Here is a 15,174-nt window from a genome sequence, read left to right on the forward strand (position 1 = left end):
GGCTCAGTCCTTGTCAGCTGGAGGGGATCTCGAACTTGGTGGTGCGCTCCATACCGGCGGCGCGGCCCTTGCCGGAGATGACGAGGGCCATCTTGCGGGAGGCCTCGTCGATCATCTCGTCGCCGAGCATGGCCGAGCCCTTCTTGCCGCCGGCCTCGGACGTGTAGTAGTCGTACGCGTCCAGGATCAGCTCGGCGTGGTCGAAGTCCTCCTGCGAGGGGGAGAAGATCTCGTTCGCCGCGGCGACCTGGTCCGGGTGCAGCACCCACTTGCCGTCGAAGCCGAGCGCGGCGGCGCGGCGGGCGACGGCCTGGTAGCCCTCGGGGTTGCGGATCTGGAGGTAGGGGCCGTCGATCGCCTGGAGGTTGTTGGCGCGGGCGGCCATCAGGATCTTCATCAGGATGTAGTGGTACGCGTCCGCGTCGTAGCCGGGCGGCTGCTCGCCGMCGACCAGGGACTTCATGTTGATGGAGGCCATGAAGTCGGCCGGGCCGAAGATGATCGTCTCGACCCGCTGCGAGGCGGTGGCGATCGCGTTGACGTTGTTGAGGCCCTGCGCGTTCTCGATCTGCGCCTCGATGCCGATCTTGCCGACCTCGAAGCCCATCGTCTTCTCGATCTGCGTCAGCAGCAGATCGAGCGCCACGATCTGCTGGGCGTCCTGGACCTTCGGCAGCATGATGCAGTCCAGGTTCTGGCCCGCGCCCTCGACGACCGTGACCACGTCGCGGTACGTCCAGTGGGTCGTCCAGTCGTTGACCCGCACGACCCGGGTCTTGCCGGTCCAGTCGCCCTCGTTGAGGAACTTCACGATGGTGTGGCGCGCCTCGGGCTTGGCCAGCGGGGCGCAGGCGTCCTCCAGGTCGAGGAAGACCTGGTCGGCGGCGAGGCCCTGGGCCTTCTCCAGGAAGCGCGGGTTGGAGCCGGGGACCGCGAGGCAGGAGCGGCGCGGACGCAGACGGTTCACGGGGGTGGTCATGCGGGGACCTCCAGAGGGTCGAGCTTGTTCGCTTTCCGGATCTCGTCGACGATACGGCCGATGATCTCCGTGATACCGAAGTCCTTCGGTGTGAAGACGGCGGCCACACCCGCACGCTTCAGATCTGCGGCGTCGGCGTTCGGGATGATGCCGCCGACGATGACCGGGATGTCGGCCGCGCCCGCCTCGCGGAGGCGGTCCAGCACGTCCGGGACCAGCTCGGAGTGCGAGCCGGACAGGATCGACAGGCCCACGCAGTGCACGTCCTCGGCCAGGGCCGCGTTGACGATCTGCTCGGGCGTCAGCCGGATCCCCTGGTAGACGACCTCGAAGCCGGCGTCGCGCGCACGGACCGCGATCTGCTCGGCGCCGTTGGAGTGGCCGTCGAGGCCCGGCTTGCCGACCAGGAGGCGCAGCCGGCCGGAGCCGAGCTCCTCGGCGGTGCGTGCCACCTTCTCCCGGACCAGGGCGAGCGGGGTTCCCTCCTCGGCGGTCACCGCGACCGGCGCGGAGGAGACACCCGTGGGGGCGCGGAACTCGCCGAAGACGTCCCGCAGCGCCCAGGACCACTCGCCGGTGGTCACGCCCGCCCGCGCGCACTCCAGGGTGGCGGCGAAGAGGTTGCCCTCCCCGGCGGCGGTGGCCTTCAGCGCGGCCAGCGACTCCTGTGCCCGGCCCTCGTCGCGGTTGTCGCGCCACTCGTGCAGCGCCGCGACGACACGGGCCTCGTTGGCCGGGTCGACCGTCATGATCGCCGTGTCGAGGTCGACGGTGAGCGGGTTCTCCTCCGTCGACTGGAAGATGTTGACGCCGACGATCTTCTCGTCGCCCGCCTCGATCCGGGCCCGCCGCTCGGCGTGCGAGGAGACGAGCTGCGACTTGAGGTAGCCGGACTCGACGGCCGCCATGGCGCCGCCCATCTCCTGGATCCGGTCGATCTCGGCCAGGCACTCCTCGACGAGCGAGTCGACCTTGGCCTCGATGACGTGGGACCCGGCGAAGATGTCCTCGTACTCCAGCAGGTCCGACTCGTGCGCCAGCACCTGCTGGATACGGAGCGACCACTGCTGGTCCCAGGGACGGGGCAGACCGAGCGCCTCGTTCCAGGCGGGCAGCTGGACGGCCCGCGCACGGGCGTCCTTGGAGAGCGTGACGGCCAGCATCTCGAGCACGATGCGCTGGACGTTGTTCTCCGGCTGAGCCTCGGTCAGGCCGAGCGAGTTGACCTGCACGCCGTAGCGGAACCGGCGCTGCTTGTCGTTCTCGATGCCGTACCGCTCCCGCGTGACCTTGTCCCAGATGCGGCCGAAGGCGCGCATCTTGCACATCTCCTCGACGAAGCGGACGCCCGCGTTCACGAAGAAGGAGATCCGGGCGACGACCTCGCCGAAGCGGTCCGCGGGCACCTGGCCGGAGTCGCGGACCGCGTCGAGCACCGCGATCGCGGTGGACATCGCGTAGGAGATCTCCTGGACCGGAGTGGCCCCCGCCTCCTGCAGGTGGTAGCTGCAGATGTTGATCGGGTTCCACTTCGGGATGTTGTTCACCGTGTAGGTGATCATGTCCGTGGTGAGGCGGAGCGACGGGCCGGGCGGGAAGACGTGCGTCCCGCGCGACAGGTACTCCTTCACGATGTCGTTCTGGGTGGTGCCCTGGAGCCTGGTACGGTCCGCGCCCTGCTCCTCGGCCACCACCTGGTAGAGCGCCAGGAGCCACATCGCCGTGGCGTTGATGGTCATCGAGGTGTTCATCTGGTCCAGGGGGATGTCCTGGAACAGCCGGCGCATGTCACCGAGGTGCGAGACCGGTACCCCGACCCGGCCGACCTCGCCGCGGGCGAGGATGTGGTCGGGGTCGTACCCGGTCTGGGTCGGCAGGTCGAAGGCCACCGAGAGACCGGTCTGGCCCTTGGCGAGGTTGCGGCGGTACAGCTCGTTGGACGCCTCGGCCGTGGAGTGACCGGCATAGGTCCGCATGAGCCACGGCCGGTCCTTCTGACGCTCAGTCATCGAGGGACCTCAGATGTTCCGGAAGCGGTTGATGGCGTCGATGTGCTTGGCGCGCAGCTCCGTGTCGCGCACGCCCAGGCCCTCCTCGGGCGCCAGCGCGAGGACGCCGACCTTGCCCTGGTGCAGGTTGCGGTGCACGTCGTAGGCGGCCTGCCCGGTGTCCTCCAGGGAGTACACCTTGGAGAGCGTCGGGTGGATCTTGCCCTTGGCGATGAGGCGGTTGGCCTCCCACGCCTCGCGGTAGTTGGCGAAGTGCGAGCCGATGATCCGCTTGAGGGACATCCACAGGTAGCGGTTGTCGTACTGGTGCATGTAGCCGGAGGTCGAGGCGCAGGTGGTGATGGTGCCGCCCTTGCGGGTGACGTACACGGAGGCGCCGAAGGTCTCGCGGCCCGGGTGCTCGAAGACGATGTCGATGTCCTCGCCGCCGGTGAGCTCGCGGATGCGCTTGCCGAAGCGCTTCCACTCCTTCGGGTCCTGGGTGTGCTCGTCCTTCCAGAACTTGTAGCCCTCGGCGTTGCGGTCGATGACCGCCTCGGCGCCCATGGCCCGGCAGATGTCGGCCTTCTCGGGGGAGGAGACGACACAGATCGGGTTGGCGCCGCCGGCCAGGGCGAACTGCGTGGCGTACGAGCCGAGGCCGCCGCTCGCGCCCCAGATCAGGACGTTGTCGCCCTGCTTCATGCCGGCGCCGTTGCGGGAGACCAGCTGGCGGTACGCGGTGGAGTTGACGAGGCCCGGGGACGCCGCCTCCTCCCAGCTCAGGTGGTCGGGCTTCGGCATCAGCTGGTTCGACTTGACGAGGGCGATCTCCGCCAGGCCGCCGAAGTTGGTCTCGAAGCCCCAGATGCGCTGCTCGGGGTCGAGCATCGTGTCGTTGTGGCCGTCCGAGGACTCCAGCTCGACCGAGAGGCAGTGCGCGACGACCTCGTCGCCGGGCTTCCACGAGTTCACGCCGGGGCCGGTGCGGAGCACGACGCCCGCGAGGTCGGAGCCGATGACGTGGTACGGCAGGTCGTGGCGCTTGGTGAGCTCGGAGAGCCGGCCGTAGCGCTCCAGGAAGCCGAAGGTCGACACCGGCTCGAAGATCGAGGTCCAGACCGAGTTGTAGTTGACCGAGCTGGCCATGACCGCGACCAGGGCCTCGCCCGGGCCGAGCTCGGGCAGCGGCACGTCGTCGAGGTGGAGCGACTTGCGCGGGTCCTTGTCGCGGCTCTCGAGACCGTGGAACATCTCGGCCTCGTCCTTGTGCACGGTCACCGCGCGGTAGGACTCGGGGAGCTTGATGTTGGCGAAGTCCGCGGACGTGGTGTCCGGCGACTGAATCGCGTCCAGGATGTGCTTCACGGGGATGCCTCCGGCGGTGCGCGTGTGAGGGGGACCGAAGCGCGGTTCCCCCTCGGGTTCGAGGGTGGGGTTGCTGTGGAGGTGTGCCGTCGGTTCGGCGGGTGGTGCTACGGCTGCGCCTGGTGGGCGCGGAAGTTGCCTGTGACGCAGGCGTCCGGGCGCACAATCACGATCGCTTGTGGGGACAGCCGGCGCACGAGGAGACCTCTGCGCGCCGACCGCCCGGACAACATCAACGTATGGCACCGCGTGTCACCTGACAAGGCACTGCGTGCCAACAATTTCACTCAGATGCAATCCACCGGTCACATATGAGCGATGATCGATCGAACGTCTGTCCCAAGGGCGTGCAAAAGCGACGAAGGCCGCCCCTGGTGGGGGCGGCCTTCGTCGGTGGCGGTGGCTGGTCTGGGGCGCGGGCCGGTCCCTGCCCGTGCCCGGTGCCGCCGAGGGGCGGCGGGTGGTCAGCCCTGCCGGAGGGCCTGCTGGATGGTGCGCATGACCTCGTCGAGCGGCGCGTCCGTACGGGCCACGGCGACCACGACGTCGCCCTCCGTGGACGCCACGGCGGCCGGGCCCCCGGGCGCGGCCGCCGCCGGCTGCGCGGTCTGGGCCGCCGTGGCCGGACGGGCGCCGATGCCGGTGCCGAAGGTCTCCCGCACGATGGCGAGCTTGCTTCCGCGAATATGCCCGACGCTGAGCCCTACGCGGGCTGGGGAGGGTTGCTGAGCCCCTCGGGGGCCCCGGGCGCGAGCCCGACGGGGCCCCAGGACGGCTCCGGCGACCCTCCCCCACCTGGGCACACTCCCGCGCTGATGCAGTACGTTCAAGGCATGTCCAAGGCCGCGAAGTCACCCCGTGCCACGTCCACGTCCCCCTGCCCGCCCGCCCGCAGCCAGCGGCGCAGGACGTGGTTGTGCGCGGTGACGACGGCGGACGCCGCCACCTCCGCGAGCAGCGGGTCGTCGTTCCCGTCGTGGTGGTCGCGCTCGTCGAAGTGGCCCAGCAGATACCGGGTGAAGAGCCGCTCGTAGCGGGCCACCGAGGCGATCTCGCGCTCACGCAGGGTGGGTACCTCGCGGGTGAGCCGGTACCGCTCCACGGAGACCGCGGGCGACCCCGCGTACATCTTCATGACTTCCTTGATGCCGCGGCACACCGTGTCCAGCGGGTGCTCGTGCGGCGGCGCGGCGTTGAGGACCGCCTCCGCCCGCACCAGGGTGTCGTCGTGGTCGGGGAAGATCGCCTCTTCCTTGGAGCGGAAGTGGCGGAAGAAGGTGCGGCGGGCGACCCCGGCCGCGGCGGCGATCTCGTCGACCGTGGTCGCCTCGTACCCCTTGGTCGCGAACAGTTCCATGGCCGCCGCCGCCAGCTCGCGGCGCATCTTGAGCCGCTGGGCGGCCGCGCGGGTGCCCGCCGCACTCTCCTGGGTGTCGGACGTGGACGTGGCACGGGGTGACTTCGCGGCCTTGGACATGCCTTGAACGTACTGCATCAGCGCGGGAGTGTGCCCAGGTGGGGGAGGGTCGCCGGAGCCGTCCTGGGGCCCCGTCGGGCTCGCGCCCGGGGCCCCCGAGGGGCTCAGCAACCCTCCCCAGCCCGCGTAGGGCTCAGCGTCGGGCATATTCGCGGAAGCCGCGACCCGTCTTGCGGCCCAGGCAGCCGGCCGCCACCAGGTGCTCCAGGAGCGGCGCCGGGGCCAGGCCCGGGTCGCGGAACTCGCGGTGCAGGACCTGCTCGATCGCCAGCGAGACGTCGAGGCCGACGACGTCCAGCAGCTCGAACGGCCCCATGGGGTAGCCGCCGCCCAGCTTCATCGCGGCGTCGATGTCGTCCAGGGTGGCGTAGTGCTCCTGGACCATCTTGATCGCGTTGTTCAGGTACGGGAAGAGCAGGGCGTTGACGATGAAGCCGGCCCGGTCACCGCAGTCCACCGGGTGCTTGCGGATCTTCGCGGTGACCTCGCGGACCGTGGCGTGGACGTCGTCGGCGGTCAGCACCGTACGGACGATCTCGACCAGCTTCATGGCCGGCGCCGGGTTGAAGAAGTGCATGCCGATGACGTCCTGCGGGCGCGAGGTGGCGCGGGCGCAGGCGACGACGGGCAGCGAGGAGGTCGTGGTGGCGAGCACCGCGCCCGGCTTGCAGATCTTGTCGAGCGTCGCGAAGAGCTGCTGCTTGATCTCCAGGTCCTCGGCCACCGCCTCGACGGCCAGGTCCACCTCGGCGAAGGAGTCGAGCGAACCGGCCGGGGTGATCCGGGCCAGCGTCTCGTCCCGCGCCTCGCCGGTCATCCGGCCCTTGTCGACGGAGCGCGCCAGGGACTTGGCGATACGGGCCTTGGCCGTGTCGGCCTTCTCCTGCGAGCGGGCGGCGAGGACGACCTCGTAGCCGGCCTTGGCGAAGACCTCGGCGATGCCCGAGGCCATCGTGCCGGAGCCGGCGACGCCCACGGAGCGGACCTCGCGGGACGCCGCGCCACCGGCCGCCGAGTCCTCCAGCGGGGTCAGCGCGTCACGCACCGTCGTCGCCGAGCCGGGTGCGTCGTAGGTGTAGAAGCCGCGGCCCGACTTGCGGCCGGTCAGACCCGCCTCGCTGAGCTGCTTGAGGATCGGGGCGGGGGCGTGCAGCCGGTCGTGCGACTCGCTGTACATCGCCTCCAGGACGGTACGGGCCGTGTCGACGCCGATCAGGTCGAGCAGCGCCAGCGGGCCCATCGGCAGACCGCAGCCCAGCTTCATCGCGGCGTCGATGTCCTCGCGGGAGGCGTACTTGGCCTCGTACATGGCCGCGGCCTGGTTGAGGTACCCGAAGAGCAGGCCGTCCGCGACGAAACCGGGGCGGTCGCCGACCGCGACCGGCTCCTTGCCGAGGTCGTGGGCGAGGGCGGTGACCGCGTCCACGGCCTGCGGGGCGGTGAGGACCGAGGACACGACCTCGACCAGCTTCATGGCCTGGACCGGGGTGAAGAAGTGCAGGCCGAGGACCCGCTCGGGGTGCGCCGAGTCGGCGGCCAGACGCGTGACGGACAGCGCGTTGGTGCCGGTGGCGATGATCGCGTCGGGGCGGACGATCGCGTCCAGGGCCCGGAAGACCTCCTGCTTGGCCTCGTAGGACTCGGGGACGACCTCGATCACGAGGTCGGCCTCGGCGGCGGCCTGGAGGTCGGAGAAGGTGCGGAAGCGGGCCAGCACGTCCTGCCGCTCCTCCTCGGTGATCCGCCCGCGGGCCACCGCACGCGTGGTGGACGCTTCCAGGGCCGCGACGGCCTGGGTGGCGGCGGCGTCGCTGACGTCGATGCCGATGACCTCGCGGCCGGCGCGGGCCAGGACGTCGGCGATGCCGGTGCCCATGGTGCCGAGACCGACGACGGCGATGGTGGAGAGAGGGGTGTCCATCAGGGGACTCCAGAGGGAAGAGTGACGACTGAAGGCGAAGATGCGGAATTCCGGGCGGAGAGCGCCGAAAGGGCGGACCGCGCGAGATCGAGGCAGAACGCGAAAGGAACGCGTCGGGAAAAGGGCGGCGGACTCTGTCCCGGAGTCACGCCGAAAACTGCCGAACCGAACCGACGAACGCTCACTGCGGCTGCGTCACCAGGCCGCTGCGAGGGGTGCGGGGGTTGACCCGCTCACCTGAGATTAACCGGCGAGTAACGAGCGCGCCAGTCCCGGGAAGTGGGGAAAATGTGATCTGGGTCGCGGATACCCTGACCGTCATGGATATCGCCCGGGAGAACCTCCGTGACGAGGAATTCTGCTCGATGATCGATCGATTGCGGGAAGAGATCCGAAGTACCCCCGAAGGACCCGAGCGTTCCCTGGAATTGCTCGAGACGGACGACCGTGACCGGCTCGCCGACGTCCTCACCGAGCCGCGGCAGCCGCTCTGGGCGCGGGAGATCGCCGCCTACCGGCTCGGCGTGGCCGGCGACCCGCGCGCCTTCGAGGCCCTGGTCCTGCTCGTCAACCACCGGGACCCCGAACGCTGTGTCAGCGCCGCCCATGCCCTGGTGCGGCTCGGCGACCCGCGCACCGCGCGGGCCGCCGCCGCCCTCGCCACCAACGAACTCCGGGTGGCCTACGCCCTGCTGCCGGTCCGTCTGCTCGCCGAGCTGCGCGCACCCGAGTCCGTGCCGGCGCTGGTCACCGTCCTCGAACGGCGGCTGCGGGCGGCCGGGGACCCGCACTGGCGCGTCGCGCTGGCCTGCGTGGAGGGACTGGGTGTGCTCGGCGACCCGCGCGCCCGGTCCTGTCTCGAGGCGGCCCTGCCGCACCCCCGCCTGGGCCGCGCGGCTGCCGAGTCACTCGCGCGCCTCGGTGACGCCCCCGACGGCTGACCGGCGGAGGCGGTGCCGGAGCCGACCGCCGGCCGGGGCGAGGAACCGCTGGGTCAAAGCGGCGGATGGCTGTCGGCGCCGGCGGTGTCGACGGCCGGCGCGACGAGGGCGAACGCCTCGATCTCGATCAGCAGTTCCGGCCGGACCAGCGCCGCGACCTGGACCGCGGAGCCGGCCGGCAGGGGAGCCGTGCCGAAGGCCTCGTCGCGGGCGGCCCGCACCGCCGGCAGATGGGCGACGTCGGTGACGAAGTACGTCAGCTTCACGACGTCCCCGAAGCCGGCTCCGGCCGCCGCGAGGCAGCGGCGCAGGTTCGCGAAGACCTGGCGGGCCTGCGCCGCGGGGTCGCCGGGCCCGACCACCGCCCCCGCGGCGTCGAGGGAGCACTGGCCGGATATCGCGACGAACCGGCCGGTGCCCCACACGACGTGGCTGTACTGGGGGCTGGGGGCGACGCCGCGGGGGCGGTGGTCGGGCCCGGCGACCCCGCGGCGCAGGCCCGCCAGGTCTTCGCGAACCTGCGCCGCTGCCTCGCGGCGGCCGGAGCCGGCTTCGGGGACGTCGTGAAGCTGACGTACTTCGTCACCGACGTCGCCCATCTGCCGGCGGTGCGGGCCGCCCGCGACGAGGCCTTCGGCACCGGCCCTCGACTGCCGCCCCGGCCACTTCGCCCCCGTCCGGCCGGACTCGGTGCCCACCGGGGCCGAGGACGAGCGCGCCGGGGTCGAGCGGGCACGGGCGTTCGCGGACGCGTGCGGCGCGAAGTACGCCGACGTGCTGCCGTACATCGACACGGTGAGCACCGCCCGGGACATGGACGCCATCCGCGACGCCCTGGGCGCGAGCCGGCTCAACTACCTCGGCTACTCCTACGGCACCTACCTCGGGGCGGTGTACGCGCGGCTCTACCCGGAGCGGGTGCGGCGGTTCGGGGCGGGGCTCGGCGGACGCGGGCAGCACGGTGACCGTCCCGGCGACGAGTGCCCCAGTGGCGATCAGCACACCTGCACGTGGGTTCATAGGGCGTGCGTGCCCCGCCCGCGGCGCGAGGGGACACGTTCTGCGGAGAGTTGACCCGATCAGAGGAGGGTGAGCTGTGTCGCGCCCTCCGGAGCGGGCTCGTCCGGTATGGGGAGCGCCCGCGGGCCGCCCCGGCGGGCCGGGCCGATCCCGAACTCGTCCGCCAGTTCGTGCACCTGACGGGTGATCCGGCGCTGGTACCAGGTCGGGGCGTAGGCCCCGTCCGCGTACATCCGCTCGTAGCGGCCCACCAGGCCCGGGTGGTGGCGGCGCAGCCAGGCCATGAACCACTCGCGGGCGCCGGGCCGCAGATGCAGCACGAGCGGGGTGACGGAGGTCGCCCCCGCCTCGGCGACGGCCCGTACCGTGGCGCGCAGCTGCTCGGGCCGGTCGCCGAGGAACGGGATGACCGGGGCCATCAGCACGCCGCAGCCGATGCCGTGTTCACCGAGCGTCCGCACGACGTCGAGGCGGCGCTGCGGGGAGGGGGTGCCGGGCTCGACCGTGCGCCACAGCTCGCGGTCCGTGAAGCCGACGGAGACGGAGATGCCGACCTCGGTCACGGCGGCCGCCTGGACGAGCAGGTCGAGGTCGCGCAGGATCAGGGTGCCCTTGGTGAGGACGGAGAAGGGGTTGGCGTGGTCGCGGAGCGCCGAGATGATCCCCGGCATCAGCCGGTAGCGGCCCTCGGCCCGCTGGTAGCAGTCGACGTTGGTGCCCATCGCGATGTGCGCGCCCTGCCAGCGCCGGGAGGCGAGCTGGCGGCGCAGCAGTTCCGGCGCGTTGGTCTTCACCACGATCTGCGAGTCGAAGCCGAGGCCGGTGTCGAGGTCGAGGTAGCCGTGGGTCTTGCGGGCGAAGCAGTAGACGCACGCGTGCGTGCAGCCTCGGTAGGGGTTGACCGTCCACTCGAACGGCATGCGGGAGGCGCCCGGCACCCTGTTCAGGATCGAGCGGGCCCGCACCTCGTGGAAGGTGATGCCGCGGAACTCGGGGGTGTCGACGGTGCGGGTGACGACCGCGTCCGTGCCGAACAGCGCGGTCCCGGCCGCACCGGCGGGGTCGTCGCCCAGATTGTCCCAGCGCATGGCCGCCTCCTCGGTGCCGGTGTCCCCGGGCCGACCTCCCGGCCGCCCTCGGCCGCCGTTCGGGTCGTCGTCCCGGTCGTGACCCAAGAATAGAACACCTGTTCCCTTGATCGCCGCAACCCGGATTTGGGGGGCCCGGGCCCAGGTGATTGGCTGGGCCCACACCCCTTGAGAACAAGTGCTGGAGGAAGTGCCATGGCGCAGGTCGAGGCCACGACGGAGCGGGTCATCGCGGCGGACGCGGAGAAGGTGTTCGACGCGCTGGCCGACTACAGCGGCACGCGCGCGAAGGTGCTCCCGGAGCACTTCAGCGAGTACGAGGTACGGGAGGGCGGCGACGGCGAGGGCACCCTCGTCCACTGGAAGCTCCAGGCCACCAGCAAGCGCGTCCGCGACTGCCTGCTGGAGGTCACCGAGCCCACCGACGGGCAGCTGGTCGAGAAGGACCGCAACTCGTCCATGGTCACCACCTGGACCGTCACCCCCGCCGGCGAGGGCCGCTCCAAGGCCGTCGTGAGCACCGTCTGGAACGGGGCCGGCGGCATCGGCGGCTTCTTCGAGCGGACCTTCGCCCCCAAGGGGCTCAGCCGCATCTACGACGCCGTGCTGGACAAGCTGGCCGCCGAGGTCGAGAAGTAGCGTCCCCGGCGGGCTCCGCTCACCGATTCGAGTGGTTTCCCCGCGACTCCCGCTGGTGCGCCCCGCGCACGCAGGGGGCGCGGGGACTTCCGTAAACGCGCTGATGAGCGCCCCAAGTGCCACGTGCGGCAGGGGCGTTCACCCCCGCTGACATCAGCGGGCCCGCACCTCGCCCGACTTGCTCCCGCTTCGCGCCCAATGCGAAGAATGGCGCGGCGCCGAACGTCGTGACGAGGGGAGCAGCACGTGGGTGCGATCACGCTGGTGAAGGACGACGTACCTCCCGTCGCGGGCGACCCGCCCGTCGAGGAGCCGCCGCCCGGGTCCGGACCGGCACTCGACCCCCGCCGGACCCGGCTCGTCTTCCTCGGTCTCATGCTCGCGCTGCTGCTCGCCGCGCTGGAGCAGATGATCGTCGCCACCGCCCTGCCGAAGATCGTCGGTGAACTCCATGGTCTCGACCGGATGTCCTGGGCCATCACCGCCTACCTGCTCACCGCCACCATCGGCCTGCCCGTCTACGGAAAGCTCGGCGACCTCTTCGGCCGCAAGGGGGTCTTCCTCTTCGCCATCGTCGTCTTCGTGATCGGTTCGGCGCTCGCCGGCTGGTCACGGTCGATGGACGAGCTCATCGCCTTCCGGGCGATCCAGGGCGTCGGCGCCGGCGGCCTGATGATCGGCGTCCAGGCGATCATCGCCGACATCGTCCCGCCCCGCGAGCGCGGCCGCTACATGGGCCTGATCGGGGCGGCGTTCGGACTCGCCTCGGTCGCCGGCCCGCTGCTCGGCGGCTTCTTCACCGACCACGTCTCCTGGCGCTGGTGCTTCTACTTCAACGTGCCCTTCGGGCTCGTCACCCTCGCCGTGGTCGCGGTGGTCCTCAAGCTCCCCCGCCCCCGTACCCGGGCCCGGCTCGACGTCCTCGGCGCGTTCCTGCTCGCCGCCGCCTCCACCTGCCTGGTCCTGCTGACCAGTTGGGGCGGCACCGAGTACGCCTGGGGCTCGCGCGTCATCCTCGGTCTCGGCTGCGGCGCCGCGGCGGCCGCCCTGCTCTTCCTGGTCGTCGAGCGCTTCGCACCCGAACCGCTCATCCCGCTGCGGCTGTTCCGCGACCCCGTCTTCGCCGTCACCGCCCTCGTCGGCGCCGTCGTCGGCATCGCGCTCTTCGGCGCCGCCAGCTATCTGCCGACCTTCCTGCAGATGGTCGAGGGCGCCACGGCCACCGAGTCCGGTCTGCTGATGCTGCCCCTCATGGGCGGGATCGTCGGCGCCTCCGTCGTCTCGGGACAGCTGATCACCCGCACCGGCCACTACAGGATCTACCCGATCCTCGGCGGCGCCTTCTCGGTACTCGGCATGTGGCTGCTCTCGCGGATGGAGACCGACACCCCCCGCCTCCAGCACAGCCTCTGGCAGGCCGTCCTCGGCGTCGGCATCGGGCTGGTCATGCCCGTGCTCGTGCTCGCCGTGCAGAACTCGGTCCGCCCCGCCGACCTCGGCGCCGCCACCAGTGCCCACAACTACTTCCGGCAGATCGGCGGCAGCGTCGGCGCCGCGATCTTCGGCACCCTCTTCGCCTCACGGCTCGACGACGCCCTCGCCGACACGCTGCCGCGGACCGCCGGCACCGCGCTGCCGGCCGCCGAATCGATCACTCCGCAGACGGTGCACGCCCTGCCGCCCGCGCTGCGCGACGCCTACATCCAGGCGTACGCGGACGCGATGCCGCGGATCTTCCTCTACCTGGTGCCGGTCCTCGTGCTCGGCCTCGTCCTCGCCTTCTTCCTCAAGGAGAAACCGCTGGTGTCCCACCACAGCCCCGCCGCCGAGGCCACCCCCGCCGAGGCCGCCACCGCCGTCCCGCGCGCCAGGACCGCCGCACCCACCCTCGCGGGCCTCCCCGTCACCGGCACCGTCCAGCACCACGACGGCAGCCGCGTCCCGCGCGCGGCCCTCACCCTCATCGACGTCCAGGGACACCAGATCGGCCGCGGCGGGAGCGGCGAGGACGGGCGGTACGCCCTCAGCGTGCCGGGCCCCGGCTCGTACGTCCTGATCGCCGCGGCGGGCGGCCACCAGCCGCAGGCCGTCTCGGTGACCGTCGGCGAGCGGCCCGTCGAACTCGACGTGGTCCTCGGCGGCGCGGGCCGCCTGGCCGGCACGGTCGTCACCGCCGACGGGACACCGGTCCGGGACGCGGCGGTGACCCTCACCGACGTCCGCGGCGAGGTCGTCTCCTCCACCCGCAGCGGACGCGAGGGCGGCTACGTCATCACGGAACTCGTCGCCGGCGAGTACACGCTGGCCGCCAGCGCGCCCGCCTTCCGGCCGGCCGCCCTGCCGGTGAGCGTGCAGGCGTCCCGCGAGACCCGCCAGGACATCGAGCTCGCCGGTGGCGCCGTGCTGCGCGGCACGGTGCGCGCGGGCGGCGGGCGGCCGGTCGAGGACGCCCGGGTCACGCTGCTCGACGCGGCCGGGAACGTCGTCGACACCCTGACGACCGGGCCGGACGGCACCTTCCGCTTCGTCGACCTGTCGTCCGGCGAGTACACCGTCATCGCCGCCGGCTACCCGCCCGTGGCGACCGTGCTCCAGGTCGCCGGCGGCGGGCGCACCGAGCGGGACCTCCAGCTCGGCCACGAGGACTGAGCCGCCGCCGCCGGCCCCGGCCCGCGGACCGACCGCGGGCGGGGCCGGGGCCCGGTCCGTCGGCGTGCCGGTCCGGGCTCAGCGCGCGTCGGACGCCCGGCGCAGCGCGCTGATGCAGCCGGCCACCGCCTCCTGCAGCGCCTCGAGCCGCCGCACCATGTCCTCCTCGTAGACGTCCTCCTCGACGACGTCGTCCAGCGTCAGCTCCTCGAAGACCTTGGTGGCCTTCTGGAGACTGCTGTAGAACCTCGTGCGGCGCTCGCGGACCCGCAGCTCCGGGTCGGCTTCGACGGCCTCGGCGACGAGCCCCTTCACGGCGTCGTACGCCTCTCCCGCCCACTCGCCGGCCTCCTCGTCGTCGTCGAGCTCGTCGATCAGCGACAGGTGCCGTTCCGCCTCCGCGCGCAGCGCGGCGGGGGCCTCCACCGTCTGACCCGCCGGCGTGCGGATCTGCCCCTTCTCGGCGATCTGCCGGACGTAGCCGATGCGGTCCGCGGCCTTCGCCTCGGTCGCCACGGCCTTCTTCAGCCCGTCGGTGCGGGCGATGGCGCGCGCCATCTCGGTCTGCAGCGCCGGATCCTCCTTCATCCGGTCCAGCAGCGCGCCGCGGYCCGCKTCGGCCGTGCCCGGGTCGGCCAGGATCGCCGCGCGCAGCGCCGTCGGGTTCTCGGCGACCTCCAGGGCCTTCGTCGGCCGGATCCCCTCCGCCGCCGCGGCGGCGGAGATCGCCTGCCCGCGCACCGAGGCGGCGCCGGACCGGGAGGAGTAGTACGCCGGCCAGGCGTCCGCCTCGGGCAGGGCGACGTCCTCGCCCGGCACCAGTGCCTCGAACTGCGGGACGAGCCCGTCGTCGGCGGCCGTGTCCCACGCCTTGTAGAAGCGCATCACCCGGTCCGCCGAGCAGCCGGCCAGCTCGGCGAACGCCTTCGCCGACACCTTGGGGGAGCCCTCCGCGGCCTGCCCGCCGGGCCGCACGCTGCGGGCCACCCGGAGTGCGAACGCCCAGCCGCCGGTCCGCGCGTACGCCCCGAACTCCCGGGCGTCCCGGACCACCGGGCCGGTGGCCGCGGCCGCCTCGGCGGACGGGGCGGGCAGCGCCGCGGC

At 72.1% G+C, this 15,174-nt stretch carries 10 protein-coding genes and 4 pseudogenes; 5 read left to right on the forward strand and 9 right to left on the reverse strand.

The window, feature by feature from the left end:
* Window positions 1-13: 13 nt before the first annotated feature.
* From EAO71_RS34610 to EAO71_RS34635, 6 genes and pseudogenes are all read right to left on the reverse strand, one after another.
* Window positions 14-979 carry an HpcH/HpaI aldolase/citrate lyase family protein gene (locus tag EAO71_RS34610; protein ID WP_147981784.1) on the reverse strand — a complete coding sequence of 322 codons (966 nt, stop codon included), beginning with the start codon at window positions 977-979 and terminating at the stop codon, window positions 14-16.
* Window positions 976-2,988 carry a protein meaA gene (locus tag EAO71_RS34615; protein ID WP_147981785.1) on the reverse strand — a complete coding sequence of 671 codons (2,013 nt, stop codon included), beginning with the start codon at window positions 2,986-2,988 and terminating at the stop codon, window positions 976-978. The genes EAO71_RS34610 and EAO71_RS34615 overlap by 4 nt, the downstream gene beginning before the upstream one ends.
* A 9-nt stretch (window positions 2,989-2,997) precedes the next feature.
* A complete protein-coding gene (ccrA, locus tag EAO71_RS34620; RefSeq protein ID WP_147981786.1) occupies window positions 2,998-4,335 on the reverse strand; it encodes a crotonyl-CoA carboxylase/reductase in 1,338 nt (445 codons plus the stop codon).
* Between the two features lie 464 nt (window positions 4,336-4,799).
* Window positions 4,800-5,006 (reverse strand): annotated as a pseudogene (locus tag EAO71_RS34625) (TetR family transcriptional regulator); the annotation flags it as partial.
* Window positions 5,007-5,200: 194 nt separating this feature from the next.
* A pseudogene (locus EAO71_RS34630) lies at window positions 5,201-5,812 on the reverse strand (TetR family transcriptional regulator); the annotation flags it as partial.
* Window positions 5,813-5,945: 133 nt separating this feature from the next.
* Window positions 5,946-7,733 (reverse strand): 3-hydroxyacyl-CoA dehydrogenase family protein, encoded by a 1,788-nt coding sequence (locus EAO71_RS34635; RefSeq protein WP_147981787.1) that lies wholly within the window; start codon window positions 7,731-7,733, stop codon window positions 5,946-5,948.
* Window positions 7,734-8,053: 320 nt separating this feature from the next.
* Here EAO71_RS34635 and EAO71_RS34640 point away from each other — a divergent pair, with 320 nt between their 5' ends.
* The gene (locus EAO71_RS34640) at window positions 8,054-8,674 is read left to right on the forward strand and encodes a HEAT repeat domain-containing protein (RefSeq protein ID WP_147981788.1); all 621 of its coding nucleotides are present in this window, start codon (window positions 8,054-8,056) and stop codon (window positions 8,672-8,674) included.
* Between the two features lie 53 nt (window positions 8,675-8,727).
* On the opposite strand, the gene EAO71_RS34645 is transcribed toward EAO71_RS34640, so the two are convergent.
* Window positions 8,728-9,171 carry a RidA family protein gene (locus EAO71_RS34645; RefSeq protein WP_147981828.1) on the reverse strand — a complete coding sequence of 148 codons (444 nt, stop codon included), beginning with the start codon at window positions 9,169-9,171 and terminating at the stop codon, window positions 8,728-8,730.
* Between EAO71_RS34645 and EAO71_RS34650 the strand changes: the two are divergent.
* Both EAO71_RS34650 and EAO71_RS39835 read left to right on the forward strand, forming a co-directional pair.
* Window positions 9,142-9,273, forward strand: a pseudogene (locus EAO71_RS34650) (Rid family hydrolase); the annotation flags it as partial. The gene EAO71_RS34645 and the pseudogene EAO71_RS34650 sit on opposite strands and share 30 nt — an antisense overlap.
* Window positions 9,274-9,307: 34 nt before the next feature.
* Window positions 9,308-9,601 (forward strand): annotated as a pseudogene (locus EAO71_RS39835) (alpha/beta fold hydrolase); the annotation flags it as partial.
* A 152-nt stretch (window positions 9,602-9,753) separates the two neighbouring features.
* Here the strand turns inward: EAO71_RS39835 and EAO71_RS34660 are convergent.
* Complete coding sequence (locus EAO71_RS34660; protein ID WP_147981789.1) at window positions 9,754-10,782, reverse strand: Rv2578c family radical SAM protein; 1,029 nt, start codon at window positions 10,780-10,782, stop codon at window positions 9,754-9,756.
* Between the two features lie 195 nt (window positions 10,783-10,977).
* On the opposite strand from EAO71_RS34660, the gene EAO71_RS34665 reads away from it, so the two are divergent.
* Both EAO71_RS34665 and EAO71_RS34670 read left to right on the forward strand, forming a co-directional pair.
* Window positions 10,978-11,421, forward strand: a complete 444-nt coding sequence (locus tag EAO71_RS34665) for an SRPBCC family protein (RefSeq protein ID WP_147981790.1) — start codon at window positions 10,978-10,980, stop codon at window positions 11,419-11,421.
* 246 nt (window positions 11,422-11,667) lie between these two features.
* Window positions 11,668-14,070, forward strand: coding sequence for an MFS transporter (locus tag EAO71_RS34670; protein ID WP_147981791.1), 2,403 nt, complete (start codon window positions 11,668-11,670; stop codon window positions 14,068-14,070).
* Between the two features lie 78 nt (window positions 14,071-14,148).
* Here the strand turns inward: EAO71_RS34670 and EAO71_RS34675 are convergent, their stop codons facing one another.
* Entirely contained in the window at window positions 14,149-15,165 is a 1,017-nt protein-coding gene (locus EAO71_RS34675) for a hypothetical protein (protein ID WP_147981829.1), read from the reverse strand.
* Window positions 15,166-15,174 lie beyond the last annotated feature (9 nt).

Origin of the sequence: Streptomyces sp. MS191 (assembly GCF_008042125.1) — a bacterium.
Taxonomy (GTDB): Bacteria; Actinomycetota; Actinomycetes; order Streptomycetales; family Streptomycetaceae; genus Streptomyces.

Coding starts and splice junctions, on each gene's coding strand:
- EAO71_RS34615 (WP_147981785.1), bottom strand. CDS start 2,988: ATGACTGAGCGTCAGAAGGACCGGCCGTGGCTCATGCGGACCTATGCC.
- EAO71_RS34640 (WP_147981788.1), top strand. CDS start 8,054: ATGGATATCGCCCGGGAGAACCTCCGTGACGAGGAATTCTGCTCGATG.
- EAO71_RS34660 (WP_147981789.1), bottom strand. CDS start 10,782: ATGCGCTGGGACAATCTGGGCGACGACCCCGCCGGTGCGGCCGGGACC.
- EAO71_RS34665 (WP_147981790.1), top strand. CDS start 10,978: ATGGCGCAGGTCGAGGCCACGACGGAGCGGGTCATCGCGGCGGACGCG.
- EAO71_RS34635 (WP_147981787.1), bottom strand. CDS start 7,733: ATGGACACCCCTCTCTCCACCATCGCCGTCGTCGGTCTCGGCACCATG.